This window comes from Tannerella forsythia, assembly GCF_003860135.1.
In the GTDB taxonomy this organism is placed as follows: Bacteria; Bacteroidota; Bacteroidia; order Bacteroidales; family Tannerellaceae; genus Tannerella; species Tannerella forsythia_A.
The window spans coordinates 1-15800 of record NZ_RQYN01000054.1; the positions used below are offsets into that span (position 1 = coordinate 1).

Annotated in this window: 13 protein-coding genes; 5 read left to right on the top strand and 8 right to left on the bottom strand. The window is 46.3% G+C overall.

Annotated features, from left to right (window positions below; genetic code table 11):
• Nucleotides 1–346 precede the first annotated feature (346 nt).
• The 3 genes from EII41_RS11495 (at nt 347) to EII41_RS11505 (ending at nt 4805) form a co-directional block, all read left to right on the top strand.
• A complete protein-coding gene (locus tag EII41_RS11495; protein ID WP_124790699.1) occupies nt 347–1597 on the top strand; it encodes an MFS transporter in 1251 nt (416 codons plus the stop codon).
• 225 nt (nt 1598–1822) lie between these two features.
• Nucleotides 1823–3976 carry an Ig-like domain-containing protein gene (locus EII41_RS11500; protein WP_124790700.1) on the top strand — a complete coding sequence of 718 codons (2154 nt, stop codon included), beginning with the start codon at nt 1823–1825 and terminating at the stop codon, nt 3974–3976.
• A gap of 52 nt (nt 3977–4028) precedes the next feature.
• Nucleotides 4029–4805: a porin family protein gene (locus EII41_RS11505; protein ID WP_185711907.1), complete on the top strand. Its 777-nt coding sequence runs from the start codon at nt 4029–4031 to the stop codon at nt 4803–4805.
• On the opposite strand, the gene EII41_RS11510 is transcribed toward EII41_RS11505, so the two are convergent.
• Nucleotides 4806–5486 carry a hypothetical protein gene (locus tag EII41_RS11510; RefSeq protein ID WP_124790701.1) on the bottom strand — a complete coding sequence of 227 codons (681 nt, stop codon included), beginning with the start codon at nt 5484–5486 and terminating at the stop codon, nt 4806–4808.
• A 75-nt stretch (nt 5487–5561) separates the two neighbouring features.
• On the opposite strand from EII41_RS11510, the gene EII41_RS11515 reads away from it, so the two are divergent.
• Nucleotides 5562–6743 (top strand): MalY/PatB family protein, encoded by a 1182-nt coding sequence (locus EII41_RS11515; protein ID WP_124790702.1) that lies wholly within the window; start codon nt 5562–5564, stop codon nt 6741–6743.
• Between the two features lie 304 nt (nt 6744–7047).
• Here the strand turns inward: EII41_RS11515 and EII41_RS11520 are convergent, their stop codons facing one another.
• Entirely contained in the window at nt 7048–8454 is a 1407-nt protein-coding gene (locus tag EII41_RS11520; RefSeq protein WP_124790703.1) for a Gfo/Idh/MocA family protein, read from the bottom strand.
• 264 nt (nt 8455–8718) lie between these two features.
• Between EII41_RS11520 and EII41_RS11525 the strand changes: the two genes are divergently transcribed.
• On the top strand, nt 8719–10155 hold the full coding sequence (locus EII41_RS11525) for an arylsulfatase (RefSeq protein WP_185711908.1): 1437 nt from the start codon (nt 8719–8721) through the stop codon (nt 10153–10155).
• A gap of 62 nt (nt 10156–10217) precedes the next feature.
• On the opposite strand, the gene EII41_RS11530 is transcribed toward EII41_RS11525, so the two are convergent.
• From EII41_RS11530 to EII41_RS11555, 6 genes are all read right to left on the bottom strand, one after another.
• On the bottom strand, nt 10218–10619 hold the full coding sequence (locus tag EII41_RS11530; protein WP_124790704.1) for an SRPBCC family protein: 402 nt from the start codon (nt 10617–10619) through the stop codon (nt 10218–10220).
• A gap of 114 nt (nt 10620–10733) precedes the next feature.
• Complete coding sequence (locus tag EII41_RS11535; RefSeq protein ID WP_124790705.1) at nt 10734–12191, bottom strand: RNA-binding domain-containing protein; 1458 nt, start codon at nt 12189–12191, stop codon at nt 10734–10736.
• A 19-nt stretch (nt 12192–12210) separates the two neighbouring features.
• Nucleotides 12211–13899 (bottom strand): ATP-binding protein, encoded by a 1689-nt coding sequence (locus EII41_RS11540; protein ID WP_179098993.1) that lies wholly within the window; start codon nt 13897–13899, stop codon nt 12211–12213.
• Nucleotides 13900–13901: 2 nt separating this feature from the next.
• Complete coding sequence (locus tag EII41_RS11545; RefSeq protein ID WP_124790706.1) at nt 13902–15095, bottom strand: DUF4297 family anti-phage-associated protein; 1194 nt, start codon at nt 15093–15095, stop codon at nt 13902–13904.
• Nucleotides 15096–15099: 4 nt separating this feature from the next.
• Nucleotides 15100–15303: a helix-turn-helix domain-containing protein gene (locus EII41_RS11550; RefSeq protein WP_124790707.1), complete on the bottom strand. Its 204-nt coding sequence runs from the start codon at nt 15301–15303 to the stop codon at nt 15100–15102.
• A 117-nt stretch (nt 15304–15420) separates the two neighbouring features.
• A complete protein-coding gene (locus EII41_RS11555; protein WP_260425568.1) occupies nt 15421–15690 on the bottom strand; it encodes a hypothetical protein in 270 nt (89 codons plus the stop codon).
• Between the last annotated feature and the right edge of the window lie 110 nt (nt 15691–15800).

Consider the following 15800-nt stretch of genomic DNA (forward strand, 5'->3'; position numbering starts at 1 on the left):
GTTTCTTGAACCAACCATTAATCGGTCTTTGTCCATGCTGATATCAAAGTTAGTAATTATTGAATTATTAACAAAAGTACAAATGTACGACAATTAAGATGGGCGTCTCTACAACACGTACCATGTAAATTCCCCCTTTGAAGGGGGTAAGGGGGATGTTCATATCCACGCCATGGCGGGCAAACACAGAGGTTCGCCCCTACACTGACTACATTAACTACTCCTGACTACCCCTGACTACTCTTGACTACATTAACTACCCCTTAACGACCTTTTTCCCTTCTTGATCGTTTATGTATGACAAAAAAATGTTTCCTTTGCAGGAAGAATAACAACAAACGAAAACATGAAACACAGACATTCGCTGGTGGGGCAGGGCTATATGCTGCCATTTGTACTGATCACTTTCTTCTTTTTCCTGTGGGGATTTGCACGGGCTATCCTCGACGTACTCAACCCGTTCTTTCAGGAGACGTTTCAAATCAACAAGACACAAGCTTCGCTGATTCAGTTCGTCACTTATCTGGCATACTTCCTGATGGCTGTGCCTGCCGGAATGATGATTCGCCGTTACGGTACGCGCAAGGGTGTCGTTGTCGGGCTGCTGGCTTTTGGCGGCGCGGCGCTGGCTTTCGTGGCGAGTCGTTTCTTCGGGTCATACATCTTCTGGTTCTATCTGTTGCTGTTATTTATCATCGGTTGCGGACTGGCCTGTCTTGAGGTGGCAGCCAATCCCTACGTGACGCTGCTCGGCGATAAGGAGACGGCTGCCGGCCGTATCAACCGGGCGCAGTCGTTCAACGGGCTGGGATGTATTTGCGGATCATTGCTGGGAGGCATCTATTGTTTCTCGGTCGAAGATCCGAACATCTCGATCCCTTACGCAGGTATCGGGGTGATCGTGTTAGTGATTGCCGTCCTGTTTTCGCGCGTAAGGCTGCCAGAGTTTGTCATCGAAGACGAAGCCCCCGCAGCCGCTTCTCGTCCGACCAAGGGGTTGACCGCCCGCCCGCTGTTTCTCTTCGGTCTCTTTGCGCTTTTCTGTTACGAGATCGCCGAGATCGCCATCAATTCATTCTTTATTAATTATGCGGTCGAGAACCACATGGTCGAGTGGTTTACCGACTTTATCGCCCGCTTTTTCGAGATGCATCTTCACCCCAAGTTTATCGCCTCCATCGTGTTGTCGGTCGGGCTCCTGCTTTTTATGCTCGGACGCTTTGCCGGCAGTATGCTTATGCAGCGTGTGCGTGCCGAGCAGGTGCTGTTTGGGTGTGCCATCGGGACGGTGACGATGACCGCCCTCGTGGTGATGGATATACATGGCGTCTCTTTCGTGGCCTCGATCTTGATTTTCGTGTTCGAGTCGATCATGTTTCCGACCATCTTCGCCTTGTCGATTAAAGGCCTGGGCGCATTGACACAAAAGGCTTCGGCTGTTCTGATGATGACACCTATCGGTGGAGCTGTCGGTACGGTGCTGATGGGAATGGCTGCCGACAGGCACGACATGACGTTCTCGTTCCTTGTCCCCTTGACGGCTTTTGTGGTGATTTTGATTTATGCCGTTGTTCTGCTGCGGAAGAGGCCGCAATAGAACGAAGCTTTCGATTGATAATCAAGTCGAATAACGGATGTTTCGAAAGAGTAAAAATAAAAAATAAATATCGTTCAACGGGTAAAAAACGTTAACATCTTCTTACTCGTCGGTTGGAAAACTGTACCTTTGCCACCGATTTAGGTTATCATTGCTAATGATATAGGATGACTTATATCCTTTTTGACAGCACACATTATACATTATTTATTGAAGACGTAAAAGATGAAGAAAACTACTTTTTTTAGCAAGCTGCTTTGGGTTATGATATTGCTCCTTGGAATAGGGGGGAACCGTATCCAAGCACAATCGATAACAAAGCTAACGCTGAGTCCGAGCGAAAATTTAACACTTCAGGTCGGCAAGACACAGCCTCTTTCGGTGACGATTACGCCGGACAATCCGGCGAATAAAAATCTCAAATGGGAATCTTCCCATCCGGATAAAGTGCGTATCGTAAAAAGCAATAACGAGGTTGCTTTGATTAAAGCTCAGGACATAGGTGAAGCAACGATAACGGTTAAGGCGCAGGATGGAAGTAATGTGTCGGTAAGCATAAACGTGAAGGTCGTTCGTCTGATAGAGAAAATTGTTCTTCTTCCTCCGGGTGCTCTTGTGCGAGGTGCGCAATTTAATCTCTTGCACGAGATTATGCCGCACGATGCCACGAATAAAACGTTATTATGGCATAGTAGTGCTCCGAACCTTGTGTCCGTTTCGGCACAGGGACGGATCACGACGCATAATCTCGGTACGGCTACTGTTACGGCTACGGCACAAGACGGCTCGACCGTAACCGAAAGTGTTACGATCCGGGTGATTGAACCGGTTACCAAGGTGACGATTAATGAAGGTGATTTTACATTGAAAGAAACGCAAAGTAAAAAACTCACGGTAACGATCAGCCCGGCTGATGCACCGATAAGAACCGTGATTTGGTCGTCCGAAAATCCTGCGATCGCTACCGTTGATCAGACAGGCTTCCTGCGTGCCAAAACTCCGGGTGAAGTCAAAATTAAGGCCATATCGAATGACCCGGATGCCGGTGGTATTTTCGGAGTAATTAAAGTGACGGTCATACCCTATAATAACGTGCCTCCTCCTCCGGCCCATAAGCCTGTGACGGATGTTCAGATCAGTGAAGGAAATCAGAACTTGACAGTAAACCAAGAGAAGCAGCTGACTGCCGTTATAACACCTGCCGACGCGACGAACCGGAAAGTAAGTTGGAGCAGTAATCAACCGAACGTGGCTACCGTATCTCAGACCGGACTGGTAAAAGCGGTAGGTGCGGGTGAAGCCGTGATTACGGTGAAGACCGAAGACCAGCATAAGACAGCGCAAATTAGAGTGAAAGTGACGGCGCCGGCTCCTCCTCCTGCACCTTCGGTAACGGAAGTGAAACTTGATCCGACGGTACTGAATCTGACGGCCGGACAGAAAGGCAAATTGAAGGCTACCGTCCTTCCGGCTGCCGCTCTGAACCGCGAAGTGACGTGGAGCAGCAATAACGAAGCGGTGGCTTCGGTCGATGATGATGGCGAGGTGCATGCCTACAAGGCCGGTGAGGCAGTGATCACGGTTACGACGAAAGACGGCGGCAAGACCGCCCGTGCGACGGTAAAAGTAACCGGAGCTTCCGTTGCCGTGGCATCGATAAGCCTCGACCAGTCGCAGTTGAATCTGACGGCCGGTCAAAAAGGCAAATTGAAGGCTACCGTACTTCCGCTGGATGCGACGAACCGTGAGGTGACGTGGAGCAGCAATAACGAAGCAGTGGCTTCGGTCGATGACGATGGCGAGGTGCATGCCTACAAGGCCGGTGAGGCTGTGATTACGGTTACGACGAAAGACGGCGGCAAGACCGCCCGTGCGACGGTGAAAGTCACAGGAGCTTCCGTTGCCGTGGCATCGATAAGTCTCGACCAGTCGCAGTTGAATCTGACGGCCGGTCAAAAAGGCAAATTGAAGGCTACCGTACTTCCGCTCGATGCGACGAACCGTGAGGTGACGTGGAGCAGCAATAACGAAGCGGTGGCTTCGGTCGATGACGATGGCGAAGTGCATGCCTACAAGTCCGGAGAAGCGGTGATTACGGTCACGACGAAAGACGGAGGTAAGACCGCCACGTGCAAGGTGACGGTGATGATCAAGATGTCGAACGAGGTCATCGCGGGGGAAGCATCGGCATGGAGCAGCTACGGCCGACTGTACGTTACATCGCCGGTCAAAGAGGTGATCGAAATCTATGCGCTGACAGGCGTAATCGTTCATCGTGCGACGAAATCGCCGGGTGAGACGGCCTTCGATCTGAACGTGCCGCGCGGCATTGTCATCGTGAAAGGGTCGTCGGGTTGGGTGCGTAAAGTGAAACTCTGAACGAGTAGACCGGATTACCATTGAACTATTTAACCTCTTTTCCGATACCGAGATGACAAAGATATATATGGTTGCTTTACTATCGTTCTGTGTATGGATTACCGATGCGCAGGACGATCGTAGCGCAACCATTCTTCGTTCTGCTGCCAAGGGACTGGAATATGAAGTAAAGGCAGGCTTTCATATCGGGGGGGCATCGCCGTTGCCTCTTCCGCACGAGATACGTGAGATCAACAGTTATAATCCGACCTTGGCCATTCCGCTCGAAGGAACGGTCACGCAATGGTTAGGTAAGCAGAAGAAATGGGGCGTGACGGTAGGGCTGAAATTAGAGAATAAAGGGATGATTACTCGCTCGCGTGTGAAGAATTATCGTACCGAGATTATCGGCGACGGGGGAGAGAGAGTCAGCGGGCGCTGGACGGGCTACGTCAAGACGAAAATGCGTACTACGTACCTGACGATGCCTCTGCTGGCAGCTTACCGGCTCGATGCGCGCTGGGTAATGCGTGGCGGTGCGTATGTCTCCTATCTGACCGAAGGCGATTTTTCCGGACATGTGTACGACGGCTACCTGCGAGAAGGCGACCCGACCGGTCCTAAAATCGAATTCAAGGACGGGCGGATCGCCACCTATGATTTTTCCGACCGGCTGCGACGTTTCGCCTATGGCGCCCAGATGGGCATCTCATGGCGTGCCTTCAAGCATTTCAATACGTTCGCAGATCTCTCGTGGGGCTTGAACGATCTGTTTAAAAGCGATTTTGAAACCGTTTCGTTCGCGCTGTACCCCATCTATCTGAATGCCGGATTCGGGTATGTCTTTTGATTAATTGGCCGCTTTGGTCATCGTCAGACCGATTTCGACCTTCGTCGATTTCTCCAACAGGTCCGGAAGTTTTTTCGCCAAAAGAGGTTTCACTGAATCCGGAATGTTTTTGACCGAGGCCAGCAGAATAGGAAGTACATTTTTTAGAGCCTTTACCGTTTTCGTGTCGAGATAGAAGCGGATAGAAGAGCCGTTTTGCGTATAATACACCGGTATACCGGCTAAAAATAGAGCCTTAGCTGCAACTAATGTATTAGGATCAACGCCTTTCATTTCTGCGAAAACCTTGTCCGCATCCGGATGCAACATGATTTTGTTCTCGCCTTTTACGTTGTATTTCGCGTAATCTTTGGCCGTCATCCACTCGTTCGAATCTTTCTTCTTGTATGTGGCTTCGATTTTTTCGTCGGCTGTGAACGTAACGTCTTTCAGCCCGGCTTGTACGAGTTCATTCAAGGTCGGGGTCATCATGGCTGCCAATTGTTTGACCGTGAGTTTGATCGGTCCTGCCTCAATCACTACGTTGTCCGGAGCTTCCCATACGATATCCATCGGCATCTCCTTCACATTCCACTTACCCACCAATTCGGATTGATTCTTGTCGTCGTCTTTGTTACATCCGCTGAAAATACCCATCGCACATACGAACAGGCAGCAATACATTAAACTTTTTTTCATCATTCTTCTACTTAGCGTTAAACATAATTTTTTTATCGGGGCAAAAATACTACATTTGCCGCCAAAAAAATCTTTATTATGAAACATTATGACTTTGATGAAATTATTGAGAGAAAGGGTACGGATTGTATCAAGTTCGATGCGCTGAAAGAAAATTTCGGACGGGATGATCTGATGTCGTTCTGGATTGCCGACATGGATTTTCGCACGCCCGATTTTATTATCGACGCACTGAAAGCGCGGTGTGAACATCCGGTGTTCGGATATACGTATCCGCCGGACGAATATTACAACAGCATCATCGATTGGGTGCGCGACCTGCACGGGTGGGAAATTCGCCGCGAATGGCTTTCGTATATTCCCGGCATCGTCAAAGGATTCGCTTTCGTGCTCGATCATTTTACCCGCAAAGGCGACAAAGTCATTATTCAGCCGCCCGTGTATCATCCGTTCCATCTGGTACCTGAGGCGATGCATCGCGAAGTAGTCTGTAACCCGTTGCGTAAAACGAACGGATCGTACGAAATGGATTTCGATCATCTCGAATCCGTTATCGACGAGGGTTGCAAAGCCTTGATTCTTTCTAACCCGCATAATCCGGCCGGCATTGTATGGCCGAAAGAGACGCTTCAAAGGTTGGCTTCGATTTGTGCCAAACATCATATCCTCGTTATTTCGGACGAGATTCATGCCGAAATGGCCTATCCCTCGTTTACGCATCATCCGTTCCCGACCGTATCGGACGAAGCGGCGGCATGCAGCATCACCTTCACGGCGCCCAGCAAGACGTTTAACATCGCGGGTATCGTGTCGTCCTATGCCATCGTGCCCGACGATAAACTGCGCAAGGAGTTCTACTCGTTCCTCGAATCGGGTGAGTTCAACCACGGCACGATTTTCGCTTATACGGCTACCATCGCGGCTTATCGGCACGGTGCCGAATGGCGTCGGCAGATGCTCGACTATGTGTTGAAGAATGTCGATTTCGTCGAAGAATACCTCAAACAATATATCCCGCAGCTTTGTATGTACCGGCCGCAGGCGTCGTTCCTCGTATGGCTCAATTGCTGCGGGCTGAAAATGGAACAAAAAGAACTGGTCGATCTCTTCGTGAATGATGCCGGACTGGCACTGAACGACGGCTCGATGTTTGGTTGCCAAGGTGAAGGCTATATGCGTCTGAACGTGGGATGCCCGCGTGCTACACTCGAGAAAGCGCTCGAAAGACTGAAAAGCGCCGTAGAAAAAAGGATTTCTTAAGACGATCTTCCGTTGGATTGACGACCGACGGAATCGTTTCATTGTTAAAAGGGTGGGTCAAAAACAAAACGTTTTGACCCACCCTTTTCTTATCGACCCGATCGATACGTGCTTATCGATTCGATCGATACGTGCTTATCGATTCGATCGATACGTGCTTATCGACCCGTTCAATACGTGCTTATGCGGGCAACGCATACGTGCTTATGCGGGCAACGCATACGTGCTTATACGGGTGGCGTATAGGTGCCGCCATTTCATCCCTTGTCCCGGAATCGGGTACAACCGACCGATTTCAAACGCTTTACAGGGCGAAGGCCGGTTGGCGATGAATCCACTGCCCGCGGGTGAAGTCGGGGAAGTCTACCACCGCTCCTCCGCGTGCGATCGACATTTCCGACAGCCCCGAAATAGCGCTCCATGCGGCCGCGTCGTAGCAGTCCATCGGTGCCGGTTTCTTGTTGCGGATCGCGTCGATAAAGTCGTACATCATGATGTAGTCCATTCCGCCGTGACCGGCTTCCTTGGCCTTCGCTTCGAGGGTGCTCCACAGTTTATGATCGTACTTTTTGAACCAGTCGTCCGACGCATCCCAGCGATGGGGCTTCGATTGTCCTTCGACGTAGACATGGTTGCCGTCGTTCATCCACAGCCCGCGCGTGCCCTGAATACGGAAGCCGAGCGAATAGGGGCGGGGCAGGTTGGTGTCGTGCGTGACGATGACGGTCTGCCCGTTGGCGCATTTAATCATCGAGGTGACGATATCGCCGAGGTTAAATTGAATCTTCGCGTACGGATGGTTCGCCCCGCCTTTGTCTACCACGAAATTGTGTAATCCGCGCGACTGGGTGGCCATCGAGGTGAGCGACAGGAAGCGGTTGCCCCGGTTTATATTCAGGCAGTTGGCCACCGGCCCGATGCCGTGCGTAGGATAAACATCGCCGTTACGGGTGACGGAGTGTTGCGTGCGCCATTGCGCTTCGGCATAGGCCGTGGGACCCATCCGCAGTTCGCCGCCTTCCTGATAAGTGTAATGTACGCCGTCGTTGAACTTGACATCGCGCAAATCGTGCTGATAGCCGCATGTGCCGTGTATCATCTCGCCGAACAGTCCTTCGCGTACCATCCTCAACGCGGCCATCACGTCACGGCGATAGCATACGTTTTCGAGGATATTCAGGTGTGAGCCCGTCGCTTCGGAAACATTGACGAGGTCCCAGCATTCTTCGACCGTATTGGCGGCCGACACTTCGACACCGACGTACGGCACACCGGCCTTCATCGCCGCGACAGCCATCGGTACGTGCCATTCCCACGGACTGGCAATGATCACACAGTCGAACTCCTCATTATTCAGCATCTTCTCAAACTCGCGCTCGCCGCCGGTGTACACCTTCGGCTCGGGTACGTTGAACTTGGCGATGTGCTTCAGTGTTTTCTCCAGCGGCACTTTCTGTATGTCGCAGATGGCAACGATCTTGTTCCCCGGAATGCCCAATACGTTGTTGATGTGCTCCTGACAGCGTGAACCGGTGCCGATGAAACCGAAGCGTAGCATGCCGTCCGATTTGCCTGCCGGTTTCTTCTTTTGTTGTGTCGCTTCGCCCGGCTGATTTACTGTGGCCATGGCCTGATCGGTCACTGCCAATCCTGCGGCGCCGATACTGGCAGCCGTTACTTTCTTTAAGAAATTGCGTCGAGTATTTTCCATATCGAATTGTTTAGTGATTATAATGTTCTATTTTGTTGCCAAAGATACGATATATTTTTGGCAAAGTTATCATCTGTTTTCTTCTTCTTTTCGTGTTCGAAGCTACGTGTAAATTCAACGCAGCTGTTCTGTTTTCTGCGTGTTATGCCGTCTCTGTGGAAGGATGGATAAGATTCGTATTTTCCGGACGGCGGAAAAATCATGATTTTTTTGTATGTTTGCCATTCATTCGCAAAACGAGTTATACGTATAAATAGAGACATCATGAAACATGCAGCAAAACCTGCCGTTCTAATTTCCGGTTCTCTGCTTCTGGTGGCAGGCGGAACAGCCACGGCGCAAAACAAGAAGCATACAACGGCCAAGCCGAATGTCGTTTTTATCATTGCCGATGATTTGGGGTACGGCGATCTGAGTTGTTACGGACAAGAGAAGTTCCGGACTCCCGAGATCGACCGGGTGGCACTGCATGGCATGCGTTTCACACAATGTTATTCGGGCACGACCGTCAGCGCTCCTTCACGTGCCAGCCTGCTCACCGGCCTTCATACGGGACATACGTGTGTGAGAGGTAACAAGGAGGTGAAGCCCGAAGGACAATTTCCGTTGCCGCACGGCACGAATACCTTCTTTAAACTGTTTAAAGAGGCCGGTTATACAACCGGAGCTTTCGGGAAGTGGGGCTTAGGATCGCCCGGCTCGGAAGGGGATCCGAACCGGCAATACGTCGATGAGTTCTGCGGATATAACTGCCAACTGCTGGCGCATAATTATTATCCCGACCATATTTGGCACAATGATAAGCGCATCGATTTTCCCGATAATGATAACGGTGCGTTCGGCACGTATGCGCAAGACCTGATTCAGGAGCAATGTCTTGCTTTCCTCGACGAGCATCACCGCGATCCGTTCTTCCTCTTCGTGCCTTGTGTGCTGCCTCATGCCGAGCTGCTCGTACCTGAAGACAGCATCATTCGTAAGTTTCGCGGGATGTACCCGGAGAAACCTCATCGTGGCACGGACGATGGCCCGGCATTCCGAAAGGGCGGTTACTGTTCGCAGGTTTATCCGCGTGCTACTTTCGCCGCCATGGTCTATCGTTTCGATGTCTACGTCGGGCAGATTGTGCGGAAACTGAAAGAGCTGGGCGTGTACGATAATACACTGATCGTTATTACCAGCGATAACGGGCCGCATCAGGAGGGAGGCGCCGACCCGGACTTCTTTAACAGCAACGGTATCTTTCGCGGCTATAAGCGCGACCTCTACGAAGGAGGGATTCGGGTGCCGATGATCGTTTCATGGAAAGGTCATGTGGCCGAGGGAACGAGCAACGACCTTATGTGTGCTTTCTGGGACTGGATGCCTACCTTCGCCGAACTGACGGGCACCCGAAACGTGCAGACCGACGGCATCAGCATACTGCCTGCAATCACCGGTAAAGGAAAGCAAGCAAGCCGCGATTATCTGTATTTTGAATTTCTGGAACTGGGCGGACGACAAGCCGTTCGCAAAGGAGACTGGAAATTGATCCGTCAGAACATCCGCAAAGACGGCGGCACTTACGAGTTGTACAATATCTCCTCCGACCCGTCGGAAAATCAGAATGTCATCTCTGAGTACCCGCAAAAAGCCGATGAGTTACGCGCGCTAATGGAGCAGTCGCATGTCGAAGACCCCAACTGGCCGCTTTTCAACTGACAGTAAAAAGAGGGGAGGGGGATTTTACTGAAATCGATTACAAACAATCGGTTGTATTATCTTTATTGCTCTGCTTTTTCAAGTTCTATTCGAGCTGTGAGTTCTTCTTGGTATGTGGTCATAAACTTGTTTAAGTCCATAAAAACATACCCAACCAAACGAAAGAACAGATTCTTGTATTCTATCGTTTCTGTTGCAGTGAATAGAGTTTTACCACCTTCCATCGGTTCGAATGTTGCGTGCCACTCACCTGTGAACATTTTACTATCCATCTCAAAACTGTAGAAAGAGTGTGGTCTCTTCTCAAGTGTCTTAAAACGAATTGTTACACCATTGGCAGTCTCTTTCCATTCTTCAATATCCCCTTGGGTACGGATGATATCCAAATCATCCAAAGAACTTCTGTAATGCCACTCTTGATTGTTGGTCACGATAGCAAAAACGACATCAACAGGGGCATTCAAAATGCACTGTTTTGTCTCTGTTCTGATTCTCGGCAGAAATGTTCCTATGAGCACGACAATCAATACAAGCAAAAAAAGCATGCCCAATATTATGTACAACACATTCTTCACGTTCTATTTGATTATTATCCACTTTCCAGCCTTTGTAGAGCCTTCGTGCTTGATGATTCCCAATTTGGTCATATTCTTAATATGATATTTAATTCCGTCAAGGGTAATACCGATAGATTGAGCCAACTCCTTTTGAGTAATTTCAGGCTTTGCCTGAATAGCTGCTAAAATCCTTTCTTGGGTAGTTTCTTGGGTAGTTTCTTGGGTAGTTTCTTGGGCTTTTCTTGGATGTTTCTTGGATGTATCTCCTCCAAAGCCTTCTTCAAAATACTTTTGAGAGACGTTCTCAACTACTCGAAAAGCTGTAATCAATGAAAAATCAAAAGAGGCTTGCCCGTTACCGTTTTCTTCCAACTCCTTCTGAACTCGATAGACTCCACGGCTGAATCGGTTTACATAGCCCAAGACTTTCATTGCTTCGGCAATAAAGGGATTCCGATAATCACTCACATTGGGGAAATTATCGGGACTGACCTTGCCGTACAATCCTCCAGGGTTTTGAATCTCAATGCGGTCGTCGTACTCATAAACCTGAATAGGAGCGTTTCCCTCGTAATCCCTGTGCATAATAGCATTCATCAATAACTCTCGAGTAGCCCAATATGGGTACTTGGAAACTGTTTCTTCCCGAAGGACACTTACGGGAATGGGACGTTTTTGTGAAATACTTGTCTCGACAAAAGCATCAATCTTAGGCAATACCCTACAAAGATTTCCACTAAACTTATGTTCATTGAGAATATCACTCGAACGATCCTTACCCTTGAAGCGTACATATTGAATATACGCCCCATGTACGTGTCGCTCAGGATTCTTTCCGAACAGGACAATAGCACCATTAGTCGGACAGTTATAACGCAAATCATATAAACCAAGAGAGGCAAGTTGATCCGTAATATCTCGTTTATCTTCAGCGAGAATATCCTCAGCCACAGCTTTGGGCAAAAACTCCTTATGAATGAGAGCTATATCCAAGTCGTCAATGCTCGTTCCCAAACAAGGCATAGCATCAAAAGTATGAACGTTGGAGAGTCGCCTTTCGGTGAGTATCTTTTCTTCTGCCTCTGTTGCAGTGCTCTTCCGAGGGCCGACACGCACCCAAATACGACCACGGTAACGTACAGGCGGAAATTCTGAAGGTTGGACTTCTGCAACCAATACATCTCCTTCATCAAAATGGAACTTCTCCACGATCATGGTGGGCTGAGGGAGAATGTTACCATCTGTCCGAATATTGGCAATCTGCAATAAGAGTTTATCATCAACCTGCAAACCTGACAACTCTCCATTGTCCTTTGCTCCAATAATGAGATAACCACTCTTCCCACTACCCGAGATATCATTTGAGAAAGCACATATAGCCTGACAAAACTTATCCATATTGCCAGTCGATTCTGTTCTCTCAGTGTTGTAGCTCTCCGTGTCTGAAAGCATTTGTAGGAGTTCCTTTTTCGTTATCATATTCTTAGATACAAAAGACTTAATCTATCAACTTACCCCATTTTTTAATGATGTCATCAAAGTTCAATTCTTTCCAAGGCTCTTTCCAAAGTTTAAGGTAGGGAATATCATTCGAAGAGGGTTCTGGTTCACATCGTCCTATATGAACAATCGATGGAAGAACAATAGCATCTCCTATCATCAAGCTCTCTCCAGCCTTTAGGACAGGCAGTTTATCAACCAATTCTCCCAACGTATCAGGCAATAATTTGCGAACATATGATTGGTCAGACGGATTAGTTAGGCGCATAGCAAGAAAGTTGCTACATTGGGCGAATATTGTGTCCGAGACCTCTGATGGACGCTGGCTAGCCAACAACATTGAGACCCCATATTTTCGCCCTTCTTTGGCAATTCTTTCTATGGACTCTTTAGCTGCTCTATATTTGTACAAATCGCTATTAGGAACATACTTGTGTGCCTCCTCATACACCAGCAATAAAGGTGCATCATTATTTATTCTATCTTCTGGATTTATTAAGTTTCTATAACGCTTGTAATAATATCCATATTCAAATAACATGCGAGATATTAGAGAAACTGTAATGCTTAATACTTCAAAAGGGACACCGCTCAGATCAATGATTGTCACATTCGACTTTCTCTGCCCATATCCTATGAATTGCGTCAAAGTTTCTTCAAAAGATATTTTTTTTGCTTTTTCCCCCAATAAGAATTCTAATCTTTTATCATTAAGTTTGTTCTCCATACGACTTACAAAGTTTGTAAGTTTACCATAGAGGCTTCCTTGATTTAATTTTGCCTGGCCTTTTCTAGCTCCAGTTGAGTATACCTCGCCCGTATCAATCATTTCGGAATTCTTTTCTCTAGCATTGTTGAGCACTTCATCAGCGTCAAAAAAAAGCATCGAGTCAAAATGAATCTTATCTCGCTCAACTTGTTCTCCTTTGAAATGTTTCTTCCTGCTATTTACAACAGACTCCTTAAATATATTACGCTGATTATAATCATTTGCCTCTGTATCAATAAACAATTCTTGTAGTTCATCACTATTAAGTAACCAATAAGGCAAGATGAGATTATTTATGTCAAGGAAGTTTGCTGCTGGGAACGCAGATTGATACTCAGAGTGAATATCAAAGATTACTACGTGTGAATTGTTAAGCCCTTCGTACTCCGTCTCCTTTACTCGAATTGCCTTCTGAATAATATGAGCAATCGTGTGGGATTTTCCAGAGCCCGTAGATCCTACAATTGCGATATGTTTATTGAAGAAGCAATCTCCATTAACTGGAACAGGTATACTCTCATCTGAGGCTAGAGTTGCAAAAATGAATTTCTTATCATTAGCTACTGAGGATTCAAATATATTGGATATTTCCTCCTTCTTTGCAGGTTCAACTTTCTTTGGAGGAATGGATAAGGTATCTCCTCCCCTCTCAAAGATGCTGTCTCTAAGCATCCCTAAGGGATTGGCTTCTATTATATAACTACGTGTGGCATTCCCCTCTTTATCCGTGCCAACCTCTATTGTAAAGTTCTCTATCATTGCTATCATAATAGCATCATCACTGTCAGAGATACGCAAATAAGAGCCAACTTTTAGCTTTTCTTCTGCTAGTTGAAAATCATTTAAGTCATCAACTGAAATCCGAACTTTATTTGGATACACAGCAATAACCTCAGCATTGATTTTTGCTTCACTCATAATTAAATCATGTTTATTATTAAATTTGCACTACTTATTATTATCCTATGGTTTGGGGAAATCTCTTTGTCATAGAAGGGACTTGTTTTGTAGAATTGAAATATCTCTTTGGGGTATCCTTTCAACGCTTCTTCAATATCATCAATTTGTTTTAATTCTTGAATAAATTTAAGAGTAACTTGGTTTTGATGGGTCGGATCTACTATAATAGACTTCACATTGAAATCTGCACCTTTATAATCATATCCATCTTTCAATTTAATCCCATTTATAGAAAGGTGATTTAGTAGTTTAATTTTATCCTGGTCAGATACGTTATTGAGGTACACATAAGGACAAAAAGGACTTGATTGCCTTTTTGATATGTTACTCCACTCCTTCGCAATTTTTATAATAACCTTTTCAAGGTCAATTATATTTTCTTCAGCTCCATCAATGAGAAAGAATCGATTTATCGGACTGCGATTGAATCCCGAGAAGTATCTTTTTTTTATCATGGAACAGTATTGCTTCTCTGTTATGCGTTCTTTAACCCATGCATCATAAACGTTATTTTTTGCATTTTTTATCTCCGCAATAAATATCCTTCTTGTGATTTTACGCCTGTCTTTATCTTTGTCTATGGACAATTTCCGGATTAAGTACAAAGCCGAGCTATATAGGTGAGAGCATTCTGTGTCCGTTTTAGAGTTGAATATTTTCTTTATTTGCTCATATATCTTATGTTGTTGATTATCAAGAGAGTTGGCTTCAATATCTATTGTTAAGTGATCAAGGAACTTCTGTAGAAGCTTGTCGGACAAGTTTCGTTCGATATGCATTTCATATTTGTGTTTTTTTTCATGGTAGGTTAACAACTTAGATTTGAGAGTTGTGAGAGTTAGAGGTCTTTCTAACTTGGTTTGTCCTGATTTATAAAACCCATAGAGAAAATAATGTAGGTCCTGATGATCTATAAAATGCTCTAACATAAATCGAAGCGACTTTCCAATGACAGAATAGTTAAATTCTGTTCCCTCATAGTATTTACATTGGATAGCAGTAGTTTCTGTTGCAGTTCTGATGTCAACATCTTCAATTCCCTCTATTGTGTATTCATCGTCATCATTAGGTGCACACAGGAGTCTCAGTATATAGTAATCAAACTGATAAAAGTAACCTCTTAATGTTGATATTGCTTCTCTATCATGTGGCATAACCTCATCTTTTAATGTTTATTAGATCTTTCACATCCACTCCCAGTATCTCCGCAATCTGGAAGAGGGTTTCGAGGCTTGGTTGACGGCGGTTGCAGACATAGGCATTGACAATGCTGAAGCTCTTGCCGAGCTTTTCGGCAAGCCATGTTTGCTTGATTCCTTTCTCCTCAAGCACTTCTTTGATTCGATTCATGGGTTTATCCATCGCGTTCAATGTTCTTTTGATAGCGCAAAGTTATGAAATGAAATAGCATATAAAAAGGGAATGAGGTTTTATTTTCTCATTCCCTTAAATCTTTTTAATTGACGCAGGAAAGACGCTTTATTTCCGTTGTTTTATAGATTCTGCTTGCTTCTGAAGTTCATTTGCTTGGGATGTGTTCAGGCGGGCTCGCTCTGTCTTTTCTGCCTGTTCTTTGACCAATCGTTCGTAAGTTTCCACTTGTTCTCGGATGAGAGCAATCTGCTCTTCGTCTCTCTGATAAGTAAAAACCGTTTCCAAGTCCATTAGTTTTTCCCGATTAGCTTCTCCATACATTTTGATGTGGCGATACTTCAAGTCATTATCTGACAGTTGACTGTTTTGTCGCATCTGCCAGAAGTTTCCAAGCAGTGAAAACAAAATAGGGTATTGTTAAATATATATAGCTATTTCATTGTTTAGTTTTAGAAAAAGTAATTTTAGGGATTTTTCTATCATAT

Bases quoted from the DNA above. Each gene is read 5' to 3' on its own strand.
- EII41_RS11495 (WP_124790699.1), top strand. From the start codon at position 347: ATGAAACACAGACATTCGCTGGTGGGGCAGGGCTATATGCTGCCATTT.
- EII41_RS11500 (WP_124790700.1), top strand. From the start codon at position 1,823: ATGAAGAAAACTACTTTTTTTAGCAAGCTGCTTTGGGTTATGATATTG.
- EII41_RS11505 (WP_185711907.1), top strand. From the start codon at position 4,029: ATGACAAAGATATATATGGTTGCTTTACTATCGTTCTGTGTATGGATT.
- EII41_RS11510 (WP_124790701.1), bottom strand. From the start codon at position 5,486: ATGATGAAAAAAAGTTTAATGTATTGCTGCCTGTTCGTATGTGCGATG.
- EII41_RS11515 (WP_124790702.1), top strand. From the start codon at position 5,562: ATGAAACATTATGACTTTGATGAAATTATTGAGAGAAAGGGTACGGAT.
- EII41_RS11520 (WP_124790703.1), bottom strand. From the start codon at position 8,454: ATGGAAAATACTCGACGCAATTTCTTAAAGAAAGTAACGGCTGCCAGT.
- EII41_RS11525 (WP_185711908.1), top strand. From the start codon at position 8,719: ATGAAACATGCAGCAAAACCTGCCGTTCTAATTTCCGGTTCTCTGCTT.
- EII41_RS11535 (WP_124790705.1), bottom strand. From the start codon at position 12,191: ATGATAACGAAAAAGGAACTCCTACAAATGCTTTCAGACACGGAGAGC.
- EII41_RS11540 (WP_179098993.1), bottom strand. From the start codon at position 13,899: ATGAGTGAAGCAAAAATCAATGCTGAGGTTATTGCTGTGTATCCAAAT.
- EII41_RS11545 (WP_124790706.1), bottom strand. From the start codon at position 15,095: ATGCCACATGATAGAGAAGCAATATCAACATTAAGAGGTTACTTTTAT.
- EII41_RS11550 (WP_124790707.1), bottom strand. From the start codon at position 15,303: ATGGATAAACCCATGAATCGAATCAAAGAAGTGCTTGAGGAGAAAGGA.
- EII41_RS11555 (WP_260425568.1), bottom strand. From the start codon at position 15,690: ATGCGACAAAACAGTCAACTGTCAGATAATGACTTGAAGTATCGCCAC.